This is a genomic window from Hyalangium gracile (assembly GCF_020103725.1).
GTDB classification, from domain to species: Bacteria; Myxococcota; Myxococcia; order Myxococcales; family Myxococcaceae; genus Hyalangium; species Hyalangium gracile.
The window spans coordinates 171137-187163 of sequence record NZ_JAHXBG010000015.1 but is presented as its reverse complement, the minus strand read 5'-3'; the positions used below and the strand labels follow the sequence as shown (position 1 = coordinate 187163).

At 67.6% G+C, this 16027-nt stretch carries 14 protein-coding genes; 12 read left to right on the top strand and 2 right to left on the bottom strand.

Annotated features, from left to right (window positions below):
- Positions 1 to 2 precede the first annotated feature (2 nt).
- The 3 genes from KY572_RS28550 to menE are packed head-to-tail and all read left to right on the top strand — an operon-like array spanning position 3 to position 3536.
- Complete coding sequence (locus KY572_RS28550) at positions 3 to 950, top strand: 1,4-dihydroxy-2-naphthoate polyprenyltransferase (RefSeq protein WP_224246147.1); 948 nt, start codon at positions 3 to 5, stop codon at positions 948 to 950.
- 7 nt (positions 951 to 957) lie between these two features.
- The gene (gene menC, locus KY572_RS28545) at positions 958 to 2097 is read left to right on the top strand and encodes an o-succinylbenzoate synthase (protein WP_224246146.1); all 1140 of its coding nucleotides are present in this window, start codon (positions 958 to 960) and stop codon (positions 2095 to 2097) included.
- The gene (gene menE / locus KY572_RS28540) at positions 2094 to 3536 is read left to right on the top strand and encodes an o-succinylbenzoate--CoA ligase (protein WP_224246145.1); all 1443 of its coding nucleotides are present in this window, start codon (positions 2094 to 2096) and stop codon (positions 3534 to 3536) included. The genes menC and menE overlap by 4 nt, the downstream gene beginning before the upstream one ends.
- A gap of 21 nt (positions 3537 to 3557) precedes the next feature.
- Here the strand turns inward: menE and KY572_RS28535 are convergent, their stop codons facing one another.
- Both KY572_RS28535 and KY572_RS28530 read right to left on the bottom strand, forming a co-directional pair.
- The gene (locus KY572_RS28535) at positions 3558 to 3752 is read right to left on the bottom strand and encodes a hypothetical protein (RefSeq protein ID WP_224246144.1); all 195 of its coding nucleotides are present in this window, start codon (positions 3750 to 3752) and stop codon (positions 3558 to 3560) included.
- Between the two features lie 174 nt (positions 3753 to 3926).
- Positions 3927 to 4448: an SgcJ/EcaC family oxidoreductase gene (locus KY572_RS28530; protein ID WP_407660010.1), complete on the bottom strand. Its 522-nt coding sequence runs from the start codon at positions 4446 to 4448 to the stop codon at positions 3927 to 3929.
- A gap of 187 nt (positions 4449 to 4635) precedes the next feature.
- Here KY572_RS28530 and icd point away from each other — a divergent pair, with 187 nt between their 5' ends.
- The 9 genes from icd (at position 4636) to KY572_RS28485 (ending at position 15998) form a co-directional block, all read left to right on the top strand.
- Positions 4636 to 5931 (top strand): NADP-dependent isocitrate dehydrogenase, encoded by a 1296-nt coding sequence (gene icd / locus KY572_RS28525; RefSeq protein ID WP_224246143.1) that lies wholly within the window; start codon positions 4636 to 4638, stop codon positions 5929 to 5931.
- A 20-nt stretch (positions 5932 to 5951) separates the two neighbouring features.
- Positions 5952 to 6896 (top strand): malate dehydrogenase, encoded by a 945-nt coding sequence (mdh, locus tag KY572_RS28520; RefSeq protein WP_224246142.1) that lies wholly within the window; start codon positions 5952 to 5954, stop codon positions 6894 to 6896.
- Positions 6897 to 7110: 214 nt separating this feature from the next.
- The gene (gene sdhA / locus KY572_RS28515; RefSeq protein WP_224246141.1) at positions 7111 to 8988 is read left to right on the top strand and encodes a succinate dehydrogenase flavoprotein subunit; all 1878 of its coding nucleotides are present in this window, start codon (positions 7111 to 7113) and stop codon (positions 8986 to 8988) included.
- Positions 8989 to 9003: 15 nt separating this feature from the next.
- On the top strand, positions 9004 to 9807 hold the full coding sequence (sdhB, locus tag KY572_RS28510; protein ID WP_224246140.1) for a succinate dehydrogenase iron-sulfur subunit: 804 nt from the start codon (positions 9004 to 9006) through the stop codon (positions 9805 to 9807).
- A 362-nt stretch (positions 9808 to 10169) separates the two neighbouring features.
- On the top strand, positions 10170 to 12998 hold the full coding sequence (locus KY572_RS28505; RefSeq protein ID WP_224246139.1) for a choice-of-anchor A family protein: 2829 nt from the start codon (positions 10170 to 10172) through the stop codon (positions 12996 to 12998).
- Positions 12999 to 13188: 190 nt separating this feature from the next.
- Positions 13189 to 13584, top strand: a complete 396-nt coding sequence (locus KY572_RS28500) for a response regulator (RefSeq protein WP_224246138.1) — start codon at positions 13189 to 13191, stop codon at positions 13582 to 13584.
- A gap of 4 nt (positions 13585 to 13588) precedes the next feature.
- Positions 13589 to 13927 (top strand): double zinc ribbon domain-containing protein, encoded by a 339-nt coding sequence (locus KY572_RS28495; protein ID WP_224246137.1) that lies wholly within the window; start codon positions 13589 to 13591, stop codon positions 13925 to 13927.
- Positions 13924 to 15519 carry a GspE/PulE family protein gene (locus KY572_RS28490; RefSeq protein ID WP_224246136.1) on the top strand — a complete coding sequence of 532 codons (1596 nt, stop codon included), beginning with the start codon at positions 13924 to 13926 and terminating at the stop codon, positions 15517 to 15519. The genes KY572_RS28495 and KY572_RS28490 overlap by 4 nt, the downstream gene beginning before the upstream one ends.
- 5 nt (positions 15520 to 15524) lie before the next feature.
- Entirely contained in the window at positions 15525 to 15998 is a 474-nt protein-coding gene (locus KY572_RS28485) for a chemotaxis protein CheX (RefSeq protein WP_224246135.1), read from the top strand.
- The last annotated feature ends 29 nt before the right edge of the window (positions 15999 to 16027 follow it).

The following is a 16027-nucleotide window of genomic DNA, read 5'->3' as shown; positions in this document are numbered from 1 at the left end:
CCATGAAGCCCGACGCCGCCGCGCCCTCCCTGAGCCCGACCGCCCCCGTGCTGGGATCCGAGGGCCGTCCTCGCCCCACGCTCAAGGCATGGGTGATGGCTGTCCGCCCCAAGACGCTGACGGCCTCGCTGATGCCGGTGTCGGTGGGCACGGGGCTGGCCTTCGGCGAGCAGGTGGGGCGGTGGCTGCCGGCGATCGCGGCGCTCGTGGGGGCGCTGCTGATCCAGATCGGCACCAACCTCACCAACGACTACTACGACTTCAAGAAGGGCGCGGACACCGCCGAGCGCCTGGGGCCCGTGCGCGTCACGCAGAGCGGGCTCATCTCCCCGGGCACGGTGCTGGCGGGGGCGATGGCCTGCTTCGGGCTGGCCATCCTCTCGGGCATCTACCTGGTGTGGGTGGGAGGGTGGCCCATCGTGGCCATCGGCCTGACGTCGGTGCTGTGCGGCTATGCCTATACGGGCGGGCCGGTGCCCCTGGCCTACCACGGGCTGGGAGACGTGTTCGTCTTCGTCTTCTTCGGGCTCGTGGCGGTGACGGGCACCTATTACGTGCAGGCCCTCACCGTGAGCCCGGCGGCGTGGTGGGCCGCCATCCCCGTGGGCGCGCTGGGCACGGCGCTGCTCGTCGTCAACAACCTGCGCGACGCGCACACGGACGTGAAGGCCAACAAGCGCACCCTGATCGTGCGCCTGGGCACCCGGGCGGGGAAGGTGGAGTACCTGGTGCTGCTGGCCGCCTCGTTCGCCACCCCGTTCATCCTCTTCGGGCTCGGGCTGGCCAGCGCGTGGGTGTTTCTCGCACTCCTCAGTGCTCCGCTGGGGGTGGGTCCGTTGAAACTCGTGCTGAGGGCCGAGGGGGCGGCGCTGAACGCGGCGCTCGGGGGAACGGCGCGCCTTCAGCTCGTGTTCGGGCTACTCTTCGCCTTGGGTCTCTACCTGAGGTGAGTAGCGGATGCACATCACCGAGACGAGGCTGACGCCGTCGAGGCTGGAACTCATCCGTCCACTCAAGACGGCTCGAGCCACCTACACGGAGCGGCAGGGCTTCCTCGTCAAGCTCGTGGACGAAGAGGGGCGGGTGGGGCTGGGCGAGGCGATGCCTCTGCCGGAGTTCGGCACCGAGTCGCTCGAGACGAGCGAGCAGGTGATACGCAGCCACCTCAAGGCGCTCAGGGATCAGGTGCTCAGCGACAGCCTGGACGCCATCGAGGATGCCTTCGCCGTTCCCCGGGGAGAGCCGTCGCAGTGGCGGGGCGTCTGCCTGCGCGTGGAGGACGATCTCCCGGAGGCTCCGGCGGCGGATCACGCGGTGGAGCTGGCGCTGCTGGATCTGCTCGCGCAGCGCCGGGAGATTCCGCTGAGCCGGCTGCTCAACCGGGCCGCGCGCTCGGAGGTCCAGGTCAACGCGCTGCTCACGGCGGAGGACCCGCGGGAGCTGGCCGAAGAGGCCCGCAAGGCCGTGGCCGAGGGCTATCGGACGCTCAAGCTGAAGGTGGCGGGCCGGCCGCTCGATGAGGACGAGGCGCGCCTTCGTGCGGTCCGCGAGGCCGTGGGCCCCGAGGTGAACATCCGGGTGGACGCCAACGGTGGATGGTCGGAGCAGGAGGCCCTGCTCGCGGTGGATCGGCTGGGCTGGTACGGGCTCGAGCTGTGCGAGCAGCCCGTCGCGCCGGGGGATCTGCGAGCGCTGTGGCGGCTGCAGCGGCGCGCCCCGTTCCCCCTTGCCGCCGATGAGGCGCTCGCGAATCCGGAGGCCATCCCCGTCCTGCTGGGAGGTTCCGAGGAGCGGATGCCGGCCGCCAGGGCCTTCGTCCTCAAGCCGATGGTGCTCGGAGGGCTGCTGCCCGCGCTGATGTTCGCCCGCCAGGCGCACCAGCGAGGCCTGGAGGCGTTCGTGACGAGCTCGCTCGATGGGATCGTCTCGCGCGCGGGCGCGGCCCACCTGGCGGCGGCGCTGCCGTCAGGGAAGCTCGCCGCGGGGCTCGGGGTGGGGAAGCTCTTCAAGGCGGAGGATCCGGCGGAGGCGCTCTACCGCCCCGTGGGAGGCCGCATCCAACTGCCGGACGCGCCCGGGCTTGGGCTTCCGAGATGAAGGGAAGCTGTCCCGTCCGCGAAGGCGCCTCGCGCTGGCCCGACACCGAGGCCCTGACCTTCGCCGGCCGAAGCTGGACGTACCGGACGCTGGACGCGGAGATCGGTCGCTGGGTGGCCGCGCTCCAGGCTCGCGGCATCGGAGCGGGGGATCGAGTCGCCCTGCTCTCGAGCAATCACGCGAGCTGCGTGTTCCTGTTCTTCGCCCTCGGCAGGCTGGGAGCGCTGCTCGCGCCGCTCAATGCCCGGCTGACCGCCGCGGAGCTCGCGCCGCTGATCGAGGACATCTCTCCACGTCTGACGCTGGCGTTGAGCTCGCTGAAGGAGCGGCTCCCCGGTGCCGAGCCCCTGGAGACCTGGGCGGAGTCCGTGCGTGAACCCTCGCCAACGTGCGAGCCGCTGGAGGACTCGGCTCCGCGTGTGGTGCTCTTCACCTCCGGGACGACGGGACGCCCCAAGGGGGCCGTGCTCACGGAGGGAAACTTTCGCGCGTCCGCTCGCTGTTCGGCGGCGAACCTGGGAGCCCACCCCGCGCCACGCTGGCTGGGCACGCTGCCGCTCTTCCACGTCGGAGGCCTGGCGATGCTCACGCGCTGCGCCTACGACGGAGGCTGCCTGCTGCTGCACGACCGCTTCGACGCGACGGCCGTGAACCGGGCCATCGACGCCGAGGGCGCCACGCATGCCAGCTTCGTGGCCACCACGCTGGAGCGGGTCCTCGAGGATCGCCAGGACCGACCGCTTCCCGAGTCCTTCCGACTGGCACTGATTGGCGGAGGCCCGGTGCCAACGCCGCTGCTGGAGCGGGCCCGCGCGGCGAGGCTGCTGGCACTGCAGACCTACGGGCTGACGGAGGCCTGCTCCCAGGTGACGACCGAGCGTCCTTCCGAGGCCGACGGGCGCACGGCGGGCCCACCGCTGCCCGGCCTGTCGGTGCGCATCGTCGGTCCCGAGGGAGAAGTACTGGGAACAGGGAGGGAAGGGGACATCGAAGTTCACGGCCCCACGGTGATGGCGGGCTACCTGAACCGCCCGGAGGCAACGCGCGAGGCGTTCCGGGACGGCTGGCTGCGCACCCGGGATGTGGGGATGCTGGACGAGCGCGGGCGCCTGACGGTGCTCTCCCGCCGCACGGACCTCATCCTCCGGGGAGGGGAGAACCTCTACCCGATGGAGATCGAGACGGTGATTGCCGCGCACCCGGCGGTGCAGGAGGTCGCGGTGGTGGGAGTGGCGGACGCGCGCTGGGGCGAGGTGCCCGTGGCCTTCGTCGCGCTCCGTGCCGGGCACGCATTCCCGGCGGATCTCGACGGCTGGTGCCGGCGCTCACTCGCGGGCTTCAAGGTCCCCGCGCGCTTCCTGGCGATCGATGCACTGCCCCGCAACGCGATGGGCAAGGTGGAGCGCACGGTGCTCCGGCAGCGCGCCACGAACGGCTGAGGCGCGCTGGGGTGCCACGACTCAGCACTCGGCGGACGGGTGTCCCCAGGGATTGGTGGGCGAGTGCCGCCGCAGCATGGACTGCAGGTGGTAGGCCTGCGCCGCGGTGACGTGCGGCGTGGGCAGGTGCTGCGAGACTTCGTGCAGGCGAGCGGCCTGGGCCGCGAGGCGCTTCTGCACTTCCTGTGACCACCGATTGAACTCGAGCCATTCCATGGGACAGCACCCCCGTTTGAGAACACGTGAGCGCGGCATGATGATTCAGGGATCTCCAGAAATCACGACGCCTCGCGTTGATACACGGGGGGCCTGACGTCTTCCGGACGTTCTCCCTGCAGGCAATCGAACGCATCCTCGGCACGGCCCATGACGCGTCGCGGTGCCGGGCGGCTACTTCTTCGGGCTCTTGGGAGCGGGCTTCACGTCCGTGTTCTGTCCCGAGACGATCTGCCACTTCCCGTCGCTCTTGCGCAGCACGTACTTCATCCGGGTACGCAGCACTCCGGACTCATCCGTGTTCTGCACGCCGGGAGGCAGCCCGCTGTGCCCGGTCACCTCGTGGTCCATGTCGACCACGGCGACGTCGGGCCCCACGAACACGAGCCGGCGCACCGTCACCCGCGACTGACTGGTCTTGAAGATGCTGGCGAAGATGCCCGCGTGACGCTTCTCGATCTCTGCCCGTCCCGAGAAGACGGTCCCGACGATGTTCACGAAGTCCGCGTCCGGGGCGAAGTCCTTGCTCCAGGCCGTCGCGTCATGGTCGTTCCAGGCGCGGGTCTGCTGATCGATGAGCTGGCGGATCAACGTCTCATCCGGGATGGCGGGCGAGAGGGCCTCGCTCGAGGTGGGCAGCGCCCCGAGAGCCATCGCCAGAGCCAGGAACAGCGCCTTCGAAGCCGTACGTGTCATGAACCATCCTCCCGGCGGCATGAAACCACGGCCGGCCCGGGGGGACCCGGTCAACCTGCGTCAGGGCTCTGGCTTCGATAAGCCAGAGCCGTCTGGTCAGCGGCCAAACAGCTTGACTGGAGGGGGCGGGTTCCGGACTATCCGCCCCCCTGCATACACGGTCACACCTATCCAGGAGCTCTCCAAGATGGCGCCTCCGTCTGGCCAGAAGATCACCCTTCAGAACGGCAAGCTGAACGTGCCGGACAACCCGATCCTCCCCTACATCGAGGGAGACGGAACGGGCCGAGACATCTGGCGTGCCTCGCAGGCCGTCTTCGACGCGGCGGTGGAGAAGGCCTACAAGGGCAAGAAGAAGATCGCCTGGTACGAGGTGCTGGCCGGCGAGAAGGCCTTCAAGCAGGTGAACAACTGGCTGCCGGACGCCACCGTCGAGGCGTTCCGCGAGTACCTGGTGGGCATCAAGGGCCCGCTGACCACGCCGGTGGGTGGCGGCATCCGCTCGCTCAACGTGGCGCTGCGCCAGCTGCTGGACCTGTACGTGTGCCTGCGTCCGGTCCGCTACTTCAAGGGCGTGCCCAGCCCCGTGAAGGCGCCCGAGAAGGTGGACATGGTGATCTTCCGTGAGAACACGGAGGACATCTACGCCGGCATCGAGTTCGAGGCGGGCACCCCGGCGGCCGACAAGTTCCTGGGCCTGCTGCAGAAGGAGTACGAGAAGGACTTCAAGAAGATCCGGTTCCCGAAGAACGTGGGCATCGGCATCAAGCCCGTGTCGCAGGAGGGCAGCGAGCGGCTCATCCGCGCCGCCATCCAGTACGCCGTGGACCAGAAGCGCAAGAGCGTGACGTTCGTCCACAAGGGCAACATCATGAAGTTCACCGAGGGCGCCTTCCGCAAGTGGGGCTACGACCTGGCGGCTCGCGAGTTCGGCAACAAGGTCTACACCTGGGATCAGTGGGAGGCCACCAAGGCCGCCAAGGGTGAGGAGGCCGCCAACGCCGAGCAGAAGGCCGCGCTGGCCGGTGGGAAGATCCTCATCAAGGACTCCATCGCGGACATCACCCTGCAGCAGGTGCTCACGCGTCCGGACGAGTTCGACGTGATCGCCACGCTGAACCTCAACGGCGACTACCTGTCGGACGCGCTGGCGGCGCAGGTGGGCGGCATCGGCATCGCGCCGGGCGGCAACATCAACTACGTGTCCGGCCACGCCGTCTTCGAGGCCACTCACGGCACGGCGCCCAAGTACGCGGACCAGGACAAGGTGAACCCGGGCTCGGTGATCCTCTCGGGTGAGATGATGTTCCGCCACCTGGGCTGGAACGAGGCGGCGGACCTCATCATCCAGGGCATGGACAAGGCCATTGCCCAGAAGACCGTCACCTACGACTTCGCCCGCCTGATGAAGCTGGAGAACCAGGGCAGCGTGACCGAGGTGAAGTGCTCCGAGTTCGGTCAGGCCATCATCAAGAACATGTAGTGATTCGGGAGACGACTCAAATGGCTCAGACGCGCAAGAAGAAGATTGGTCTCATCGGCGGTGGCCAGATCGGCGGCAACCTGGCCCTGCTCGCCGTGCAGAAGAACCTGGGCGACGTGGTGCTCTACGACATCCCCCAGCAGGAGGGCCTGGTCAAGGGCAAGGCGCTGGACATCAACCAGCTGTCCGCGGTGGACGGCTATGACTGCCGCGTCACCGGCTCCACGGACTGGAAGGACGTGGCGGGCTCGGACGTGATCATCATCACGGCCGGCGTGCCCCGCAAGCCGGGCATGAGCCGCGAGGACCTGCTCGACATCAACCTGAAGATCATGAAGGACGTGGCGGCCAACATCAAGCAGCACGCCCCCAACGCCTTCGTGATCAACGTGGCCAACCCGCTCGACGCGATGGTGTTCGCGCTCTACAAGATCGCCGAGCTGCCCAAGCACATGGTGGTGGGCATGGCCGGCGTGCTGGACACCAGCCGCTTCAAGTGCTTCGTCGCCGAGGCGCTCAACTGCTCCATCCGTGACGTGGAGGCCCTGGTGCTCGGCGGCCACGGTGACGACATGGTGCCCCTGGTGCGCCACAGCACCGTGGGCGGCGTGCCCCTCACCGAGCTCATCGCCAAGGACAAGCTGGAGGCCATCGTCAAGCGCACCCGCGAGGGCGGCGCCGAGCTGGTGGCGCTCTACAAGACGGGCAGCGCCTACTTCGGCCCGGCGGCCAGCTCCATCGCCATGGCGGAGAGCTTCCTGCTGGACCGCAAGCGCGTCCTGCCGGGCGCCGCCCTGCTCGAGGGCCAGTACGGCATCAACGGCTACTTCTTCGGCGCTCCGCTGCAGATCGGCGCGGGCGGCGTGGAGAAGGTCATCACCGTGCAGCTGGATGACACGGAGAAGGCGGGCCTGGAGAAGTCCTTCCAGTCCGTGAAGAAGACGGTCGACAGCGTGAAGCTGTAGTCCAGCAGCCGAGGCCTGCCCGCCCGGGACTTCCTGGGTAGGGCGGGCCTTATGTCCGGAATGGCGTGCGCTTATCGCGCGTGCCTCCGAGATTGCGGCGGAATTCCGCCAAGTTATCTAGCCTGAAGAACCCGCACCGGGGGTCGGGGTGGTGCGCTCGCCGCTCCTGGTGAGCCGGCGGCCCCCTGGCTCCTGGCAGTGAAGGAGACGATGCATGGCAGCAGCAGCGCGGTTCACAGTGGTGGGTGGTGGGCTGGCGGGGTTGATGACGACCATCAAGCTGGCCGAGGCCGGCCACCAGGTCGATGTCCTCTCGATCGTTCCGGTGAAGCGCTCTCACTCGGTCTGCGCCCAGGGCGGCATCAACGGCGCGGTGAACACCAAGGGCGAGGGTGACCACCCGGACATCCACGTGAAGGACACGCTGCGCGGCGGCGACTTCCTGGCCGAGCAGGTGTCCGTGAAGGGCATGTGCTACGCGGCCCCGGGCATCATCTACATGCTGGACCGCATGGGGGTGACGTTCAACCGCACCTCCGAGGGCCTGCTGGACTTCCGGCGCTTCGGCGGCACGCTCCACCACCGCACGGCCTTCGCGGGCGCCACCACCGGCCAGCAGCTCCTGTACGCGCTGGACGAGCAGGTGCGCCGCTACGAGTCCGAGGGCAAGGTCACCAAGTACGAGTACTGGGAGTGGCTCGGGACGGTGAAGAACTCGGACGGCCGCTGCATCGGCAGCGTGGCGTTGGACCTGCGCACCATGGAGATCCGGACGTTCCCGGCCGAGGCGGTGTGCCTGGCCACGGGTGGTCCGGGCATCGTCTTCGGGCGCTCGACGAACTCCATCATCAACACGGGCACCGCGGCGGGTCGCGCCTACATGGAGGGCGCCATCTACGCCAACGGCGAGTTCATCCAGGTGCACCCCACCTCGATTCCGGGTGAGGACAAGCTGCGCCTGATGAGCGAGTCGGTGCGTGGCGAGGGCGGCCGCGTGTGGGTGCCGAAGAAGAAGGGCGACACGCGCGGGCCGCGGGACATCCCCGAGAGCGAGCGCTGGTACTTCCTCGAGGAGAAGTACCCCAAGTACAAGAACCTGGTGCCGCGCGACGTGGCCACCCGTGAGATCTTCATGGTCTGCCGGGATCTGGGCATGGGCATCGGCGGCCGGGACGGCGTGTACCTGGACGTGACGCACATCCCCGCGCCCACGCTCGACGCGAAGATCAAGGGCGTGATGGAGATCTACGAGAAGTTCGTGGGAGACGATCCGCGCCACACGCCGATGATCATCTTCCCGGGCATGCACTACTCGATGGGCGGCCTGTATGTGACGTTCGAGGCGGACTCGAAGACGCAGACGCCGGCCGAGGGCAGCCCGAAGAACCAGTCCACCAACATCCCGGGCCTGTACGCCGCGGGCGAGGCGGACTACGCCTTCCACGGCGCCAACCGGCTGGGTGCGAACTCGCTGTTGTCCTGCATCTACTCGGGGATGATCGGCGGGCCGGCCATGGCGAACTACGCCAAGAGCAAGGAGGCCAAGGCGGCGGACCGGGCGGACAAGTACTTCAACGACGCGAAGAAGTACTGGGAGGACCGCTTCGCCACCATCAAGAAGATGGCCGGCTCGGAGAACCCGTACCAGATCTCCAAGGAGCTGGGCGAGCTGATGACGGAGAACTGCACCGTCGTCCGCTACAACGACAGGCTGAAGAAGTCGGTCGAGAAGATCCGCGAGATGAAGGAGCGCTGGAAGAACTGCAACGTGCTCGACACGGGCAACCTGGCGAACCGCTCGCTGTCCTTCACCAACCAGCTGTGGAACATGCTGGAGCTGGGCGAGGTGATCGCCACCAGCGCGCTGCTGCGCGACGAGAGCCGGGGCGCGCACTACAAGCCCGAGTTCTCGCTGCCGGAGCCGAAGACGGTGAACCCGACCGAGGATCCGGCGTGGATGGAGCTGTGGAAGAAGCGCCACGAGAAGTGGGCGAAGACGACGATGGCGGCGTACACCGGAGAGGGGCCGAAGATCTCCTACGAGCCCATCGCCACGCCGGTGTTGGATCCGGAGCCGCGCTGGTACGCGTAGTCAGGGGAACTCATCATGGACACCGCACAGGCAAGCGCTACCACCAAGACCGTGACCTTCCGCATCTGGCGCCAGGATGGGCCGAACGGGGAGGGCCACTATGACGAGTTCCGCATTCCGTACACCAAGGGCGCGAACGTGGTTTCGTGCCTGATGGAGATCCAGCGCAACCCCACCACCGTGCAGGGCAAGAAGGTAGCCCCGGTGGTGTGGGACGCGGCATGCCTCGAGGAGGTGTGCGGCAGCTGCGCGATGAACATCAACGGGCGGGTGCGGATGGCCTGCTCGGCGCTGATCGACAAGCTGGAGCACCCCATCACCCTGGAGCCGATGAAGAAGTTCCCGGTGGTGAGGGATCTCACGGTGGACCGCCACCGGATGTTCGAGGCGCTCAAGCGGGTGAAGGCGTGGATCCCGGTGGACGGCACGCACAACCTGGGGCCGGGCCCGCGGCAGTCTCCGCACGATCAGGCGACGACGTACGTGCTGTCCACGTGCATCACGTGCGGGAGCTGCCTGGAGGCGTGCCCGCAGGTGACGATCGACAACGACTTCGTGGGAGCGGCGGCGATCAGCCAGGCGCGGCTCTTCAACATGCACCCCACGGGGAAGATGAACGCCGAGGAGCGCACCCGGTCGCTGATGGGGCCGGGTGGCATCCAGGACTGCGGCAAGGCACAGAACTGCGTGAAGGTGTGCCCGAAGGAGATCCCCCTCACCTCGTCCATCGCGGTGATGAACCGCGAGGTGACCAAGGTGCTGGTGAAGGACATCTTCTTCAAGGAAGAGGAGCACAAGCGCGCCTCGGGTCCGGGGTAGCCGGACCACGCATCTCGCTTCAAGCGGCCCTGCACTCGGAGCCCATGGCCCCGAGGCAGGGCCGTGTCATGTCCGCCGGGTCTCTGCGAAGCGCCTCGTGAGTGAGCTCATGGCGCTCTCCTGAAGCCCTCCCACGCATTCGTGAGCCTGTGACAAGTGGTCGTCCGACCATGTCTCACGCTGAGACATCTGCCGATACATGTTTTTTGATTCATGTTGAATTTCTACTGCCTCACGGACATTTCTTTTCGTGAGTCACCGGAGGGGGTGGGGCCACTGATTTTCTAAAGAATTATCAAGGAGTTCTGATGAGGGCTGACCCGAGAGGTATGTCTTTGTCACGGCTGTATGCAGGTTTCTCGATGCTGGGAATTGCCCTGGCGGTGATTCTGGGCTGTGGCGAGGCAGAGGCACGGGGCAGGGGGCCAACTCCGGGCGCGGGTGGGATTGACCAGGCGAGTCGAAGCTCCAACAAGGTGCTGATCCTGGCCAGCAGCGTCTCGGGAGGACGCAACAGCCGCGAGGCGCAGGCCGTGGTGGCCTACAGCCCGGAGACGCAGATCGACGTGGTCTCTCCGGCTCATTGGAAGGCGATGACGGCCGAGCAGTTCATGGCCTACCGCGCCATCATCATCGGCGACGCGGCCTGCCAGAGTGGCACCGCCGCCTTCCAGGCCGCCATCGACACCCGCGATACCTGGGGCGCGGTCGTCGATGGCGATGTCGTCATCATCGCCTCGGATCCCACCTCCAGTGACACGCCTGTGCTGGTGGAGAATGGCGTCCGATACGCGCTCAACTCCGTGCAGTGGCGGACCGGCATGTACATCGCCCTGGGATGCGCGTACCAGAACGCCCCGGCCGACACGCCCGTGCCGCTGCTGGAGCCGTTCGGCACCTTCAAGGTCCAGGGCCTGCCGGGCTGCGCCGACTCCGCGCACATGTTCGAGATGAACAACAACATGCTCTCGCGCGACTTCTGGGATGAGTTGCTCGTTGGCTCCGGAGGGTGCGCGGCACGCTCGGTCTTCACCTCCTATCCGCGCCGCAACTTCTCGTTCGCGGCGATCGCGATGAACTCCTCCGTGGCGTCGGTTCCTGGCCAGCGGAGCTACTCGGACTTCACCTTCATTCCGGAGGAGGAGACGCACTTCGTGGGCACCCCATACATTCTCGTGAGTGGGGCCATGCCGCTGGGAGCGGGGTGTGGCTACCCCGAAGCTCCGCCGGAGGGTGAGGAGTGCGACAACGGGGACTGGCTCAACGGCCAGCCCGCGATGAGGCAGGAACAAGGCGCGAACACCTGCTCCTGGTCGTGCCACCGCCAGTGGTGTGGCGATGGCCATGTGGATGCGGAGTGGGGGGAGGAGTGCGATCTCGGAATCGGCAACGGCCGCGCCCAGGACAGCGCCGGCTCCCTGGGCACCTGCACCGCGTTCTGCAAGATTCCCAATCTGTCGCCCGCCGGCTCCGGCCAGCCGCCGGAGGCGCGCTGCCAGGACGTGACGGTGGTCGCCGATCTGGCCTGTGGTGCTTCCGCCAGCATCAACGACGGCTCCTTCGATCCAGATGGCGACCTGGTGGAGTGCACGCAGAGCCCGGCCGGCCCGTACGACATCGGCAGCACGACGGTGATGTTGACGTGCCTGGACCAAGCCAACCACGTGGCCTCATGTACCAGCGTGGTGACGGTGACGGACGTCGTGCCGCCGGTGGTGGCCCTCAACGGCCCGGCTGCCCTCCAGCTGGAGTGCATGGCGGGGGGCTCCTATGCCGATCCGGGCGCGACCGCGAGCGATTCATGCGAGGGGCCGCTGTCGGCAGGCAGTGTCCAGCGGAGCGGAGCGGTGACCATCGGGACGCCGGGCTCCTATCCGCTCACCTACGTCGCGACCGACGCGTTCGGCAACGTGTCACAGCCCATGACGCGCACGGTGACCGTGGCCGACACTCTGGATCCGGTTCTGACGCTCAATGGCTCGGCCACGCAGACCCTGGAGTGCGGCCTGCTGTTCACCGACCCGGGAGCCACGGCCACGGATCAGTGTGCTGGCAGCCGCACTGCTTCCATCGTGAAGACGGGGACCCTCAACAACAAGGCGCTCGGCGCCCAGACGCTCCGCTACAGTGTCGACGACGGGCGGGGGCGCTCCGCCACGGCCGAGCGTATCGTGACGGTGCGCGATACGGTGGCGCCGCGGATCCAGGTGGTCTCGGGGCCGTCCTCCGTGCAGTGCAATGGCACGCCGTACGTGGACCCGGGAGCCACGGCCACTGATACGTGCGCGGGCACCCTGACCTCGAGCATCACGGCCTCCAGCAACCTGGACCAGACGCGCATCGGCCAGTACACGGTCACCTACCGGGTGACGGATGCCGCCGGCAACGTCGGGACCGCGACCCGCCCGCTCTCGGTGGTCGGCCCCTGCACCACCTGCGTCTCCGTGCGGCTGAACGACTACAACCTCTTCCTCCTCGAGGACTACAACCTGGGCCCGGACGTGCGGGGCAAGGTGGCGGCGGGAGGCAACATCTCCCTGCAGAGCTTCTCGGTGGGCAGCCACCTGCTGGCCAGCGACACCTCCAACGTGCTGGTGGCCGGCAAGAACCTCACGCTCTCCAACGGCAGCGTCTATGGCAACGCCCACTATGGGGGCACCTACACCACCAACCAGACCGTCTCCTTCGTTCGCGGCGCCGCGTCCCGGGGCACGCCCATCGACTTCGCGGCCCGGTTCACCCAGCTGCGCAGTCTGTCCGCGCAGCTCGCCGGCCTGACGGCCAATGGCACCTACACGCGTGAGTCCTGGGGCGGCATCAAGCTGACCGGCACGCGTACGGGGGTGAACGTCTTCAACGTGCCCGCCAGCGGATTCACGGGCGCGGCGCGGTTCACCATCGACGTGCCGGCCGGCTCGTTCGTGCTGATCAACATCCGCGGCGCCTCGGCCACGTTCCAGAACTTCGGCTACTCGCTCAGCGGCGTCGACGCGTCCAACATCCTCTACAACTTCGTGGACACCACGGCGATCTCCGCCTCCAGCTTCGGCTTCCAGGGGACGGTGCTGGCGCCCTATGCCCGGATGTCGTTCAGCAACGGCAACTGGGAAGGTGCCGTCTATGCCGTCTCGCTGACGGGCACGGCCGCGGGTCGCATCAAGCCGTTGAACGAGCGCACCCTCTGTCCGTGACGGCGGCGGCCGGGGCTCGTCCGCCGAGCCCCGCAGCCGCATGGGGTTCCGCCACGGTGTCGTGTTTCGCGACGCGCTCCGTCTGCTCCGTGGTGGCCAACCGCTCGGGAGTCGCTGTTCCGAGACTGGCTTGCTCGATGCAAGGCATTGGGACAGGTCGTGCTTGATACCACAACGATGGAGCCTGCACATGAGACGCACCGCCGTCGTGATCGATGATTCCAGGGTGATTCGGATTCGCCTCAGGACCGAGCTGACGAATCTGGGCTTTCAGGTCGTCGCCGAGGCCGAGAGGGGAGACCAGGCGCTGGAGCTGTACGAGAAGCATCGCCCCGCCCTGGTGATGCTGGACATCATCCTGCCGGAGATGGACGGGGTGACGGCCGCCACCCAGCTGCTCCAGAAGCACCCCGAGGCCACCGTGGTCATGTGCAGCTCGCTGACCGCGCGCGACAAGATCCTCGCGTGCCGGGCCGCCGGGGTGAAGTACTTCATCCTCAAGCCCTTCACCGCCGAGAGCCTCGCCACCATGGTGCGCAGGGTCTTCGGCCTGGAGCTCGCTCAGCCCCAGCTGGCGGAGGACTGAGCTCATGATCACCTGTCGCGGCTGTCAGGCTCAGAACGCCAATTCCCGCCGCTACTGCGGCCGGTGTGGGGGCACGCTCGCCAGTGCCTGCTCGCGCTGCTCCTTCTTCAACACGCCCTCGGACCTCTTCTGTGGGGGCTGCGGCCAGAAGATCGTGGAGGTGCGAGCGAGTCAGGCTCCGGCCGAGCTCCGCTCGGGCTCCGAGAAGATGGAAGCCATCCGGAATCTCAGCTTCCTCGAGATGCGCGATCTGCTGGTCACGTCGACACCCCAGCCTCCACAGCCCCTCCAGGGGGAGGTGTCCCAGAGCGAGCTGGACAAGCTCTTCGGGGATGAGCCGTGAGCGCCACCTCCGCGAAGGCGACGGCGCTCGCCTTGCTGAAGCGGTGCGACGAGATCCCCATCGCGGATCTGCGCTCCCTGGGGTTCGAGAGCACGGAAGAGGTAGCGCGCTACGTCGCCGAGCAGCTCAAGCTGCCAAGGCTGGAGCTGGATCAGGTGGACCTGGTGCCCTCGCTGGCCGAGGTCATCCCGCGCCCGCTCGCGGAGCGTCACAAGCTGGTTCCCGTCTTCGTCTCCGAGGACGAGGTCACCATCGCCACGGCGGAGCCCGCCCGCCTCGAGCTGTTCGACTGGCTCTCCCACGAGCTGAAGCGGCAGGTCATCACCGTCGTCTCGTCTCCGCAGGAGATCGTCCGTGGCATCAAGCGGCTCTACGAGCCGCTTCGGGTCCTCGAGCAGGCCAGGGAAGAGGCGCTCAGCGTCAGCCTGGTGGCCGCCCAGCAGGCGGTGGCCTTCGTGAACCACGTCATCCTCCGGGCGGTGGAGCTGCGCGCCAGCGACATCCACATCGAGGCTGGCGAGAAGGAGACCTGCATCCGCTACCGCATCGACGGAATGCTGCGCGTCGATCAGACCATCCCCCTGGAGCGGCACGCGGCCATCGTCTCGCGCATCAAGGTCATGGCGCAGCTCGACATCTCCGAGCGCAACGTGCCGCAGGATGGTCGGATCAAGCTTCAGCGGACCACCAACGACATCGACCTGCGCGTCTCGATCCTGCCGACCTACTTCGGCGAGAAGGTCTGCTGCCGCATCCTCGACAACTCGAGGGCCTGTCTGCCCCTGAGCGAGCTCGGGTTCGAGCCGGGCCAGATGGCCACCTTCGAGCGGTTGTTGCGGATGCCATTCGGGCTGCTCCTCGTCACCGGCCCCACCGGGAGCGGCAAGAGCACCACGCTGTACGGGGCGCTCAACACGGTGCGCAGCCCGGAGGTCAACATCGTCTCCGTAGAGGATCCGGTCGAGTACCAGCTGCCGGGGATCAACCAGGTCCAGGTGAACACCCGGCGTGGGCTGACCTTCGCGCTCGCGCTGCGCTCCATCCTCCGCCAGGATCCGAACGTGATCCTGGTGGGGGAGATCCGGGATCGGGAGACGGGGGCCATCGCCGTCGAGGCCTCGCTCACCGGCCACCTGGTCATGGCCTCCCTGCACACCAATGACGCGCCGAGCGCGATCATGCGCCTGACGGAGATGGGGATCGAGCCATGCCTCGTCGCTCCGGCCCTGATGGGAGTCGTCGCGCAGCGGCTCGTTCGCAAGGTGTGCACCGAGTGCGCCGAGCCGCACGAGGTGAGCGCGTCGGAGTTGGCCTCGCTCGGGCTCCCCGCGCTCCCGCCGGAGGTGAGGCTCTGCCGCGGTCGCGGCTGCGCGCGGTGTCAGAACACGGGGTATCGCGGCCGGATCGCCGTGCGGGAGATCCTCGAGCTCAACGACAGCTTGCGGATGGCCATCGCCAGGGGAGCACAGGTCGACGAGCTGCATGCGCTCGCGGTCGCGAGCGGGTTCCGCGCCATGTGGTTCCAGGCCATGAGGGCCTTGTGCGCGGGTGTGACGACTCTTCAAGAAGTCATTCGCGTGACGAAAGGATGATCGACATGTCGACCGCGATCAGCGCCGAGGTGGTCAATGCATTCGTCTCGTCCCTGGTGAACATCTTCCAGGCCGCGACGGGTTTGAAGGGCGAGCTGAGCCCGCTCACGCTCACCACCGAGCTGCCTCCGCCTCCCACCTTCGTCGTCAGCATCCAGATCCGGGGGCCCCTGTTCGGGCCGACGATCTGGAGTTTCACCCCCGGGGTTGCCGGGGAGATCACGGCGAGGATGCTCGGTAACGCCAGCTCCCCTCCCTATGACACCGCCGAGGTCAAGGACGCCGTCTCGGAGGTCGCCAACATCGTGGTGGGCAACGCCACCGACGCCCTCCTCAAGGCGGGCTATCCGGTGGATCTGTCTCCACCCAAGGCGGAGTTCGCCACCTCGGCGGAAAAGCTGCTGGAGCGCACGTTGACCGTGTCGCTCAACACCTCGGCGGGTCCGCTCTCGCTGCACCTGGCTCTCCGACAGGCATGATGCCCATGCGCTCCATGGAACGGTCTCGC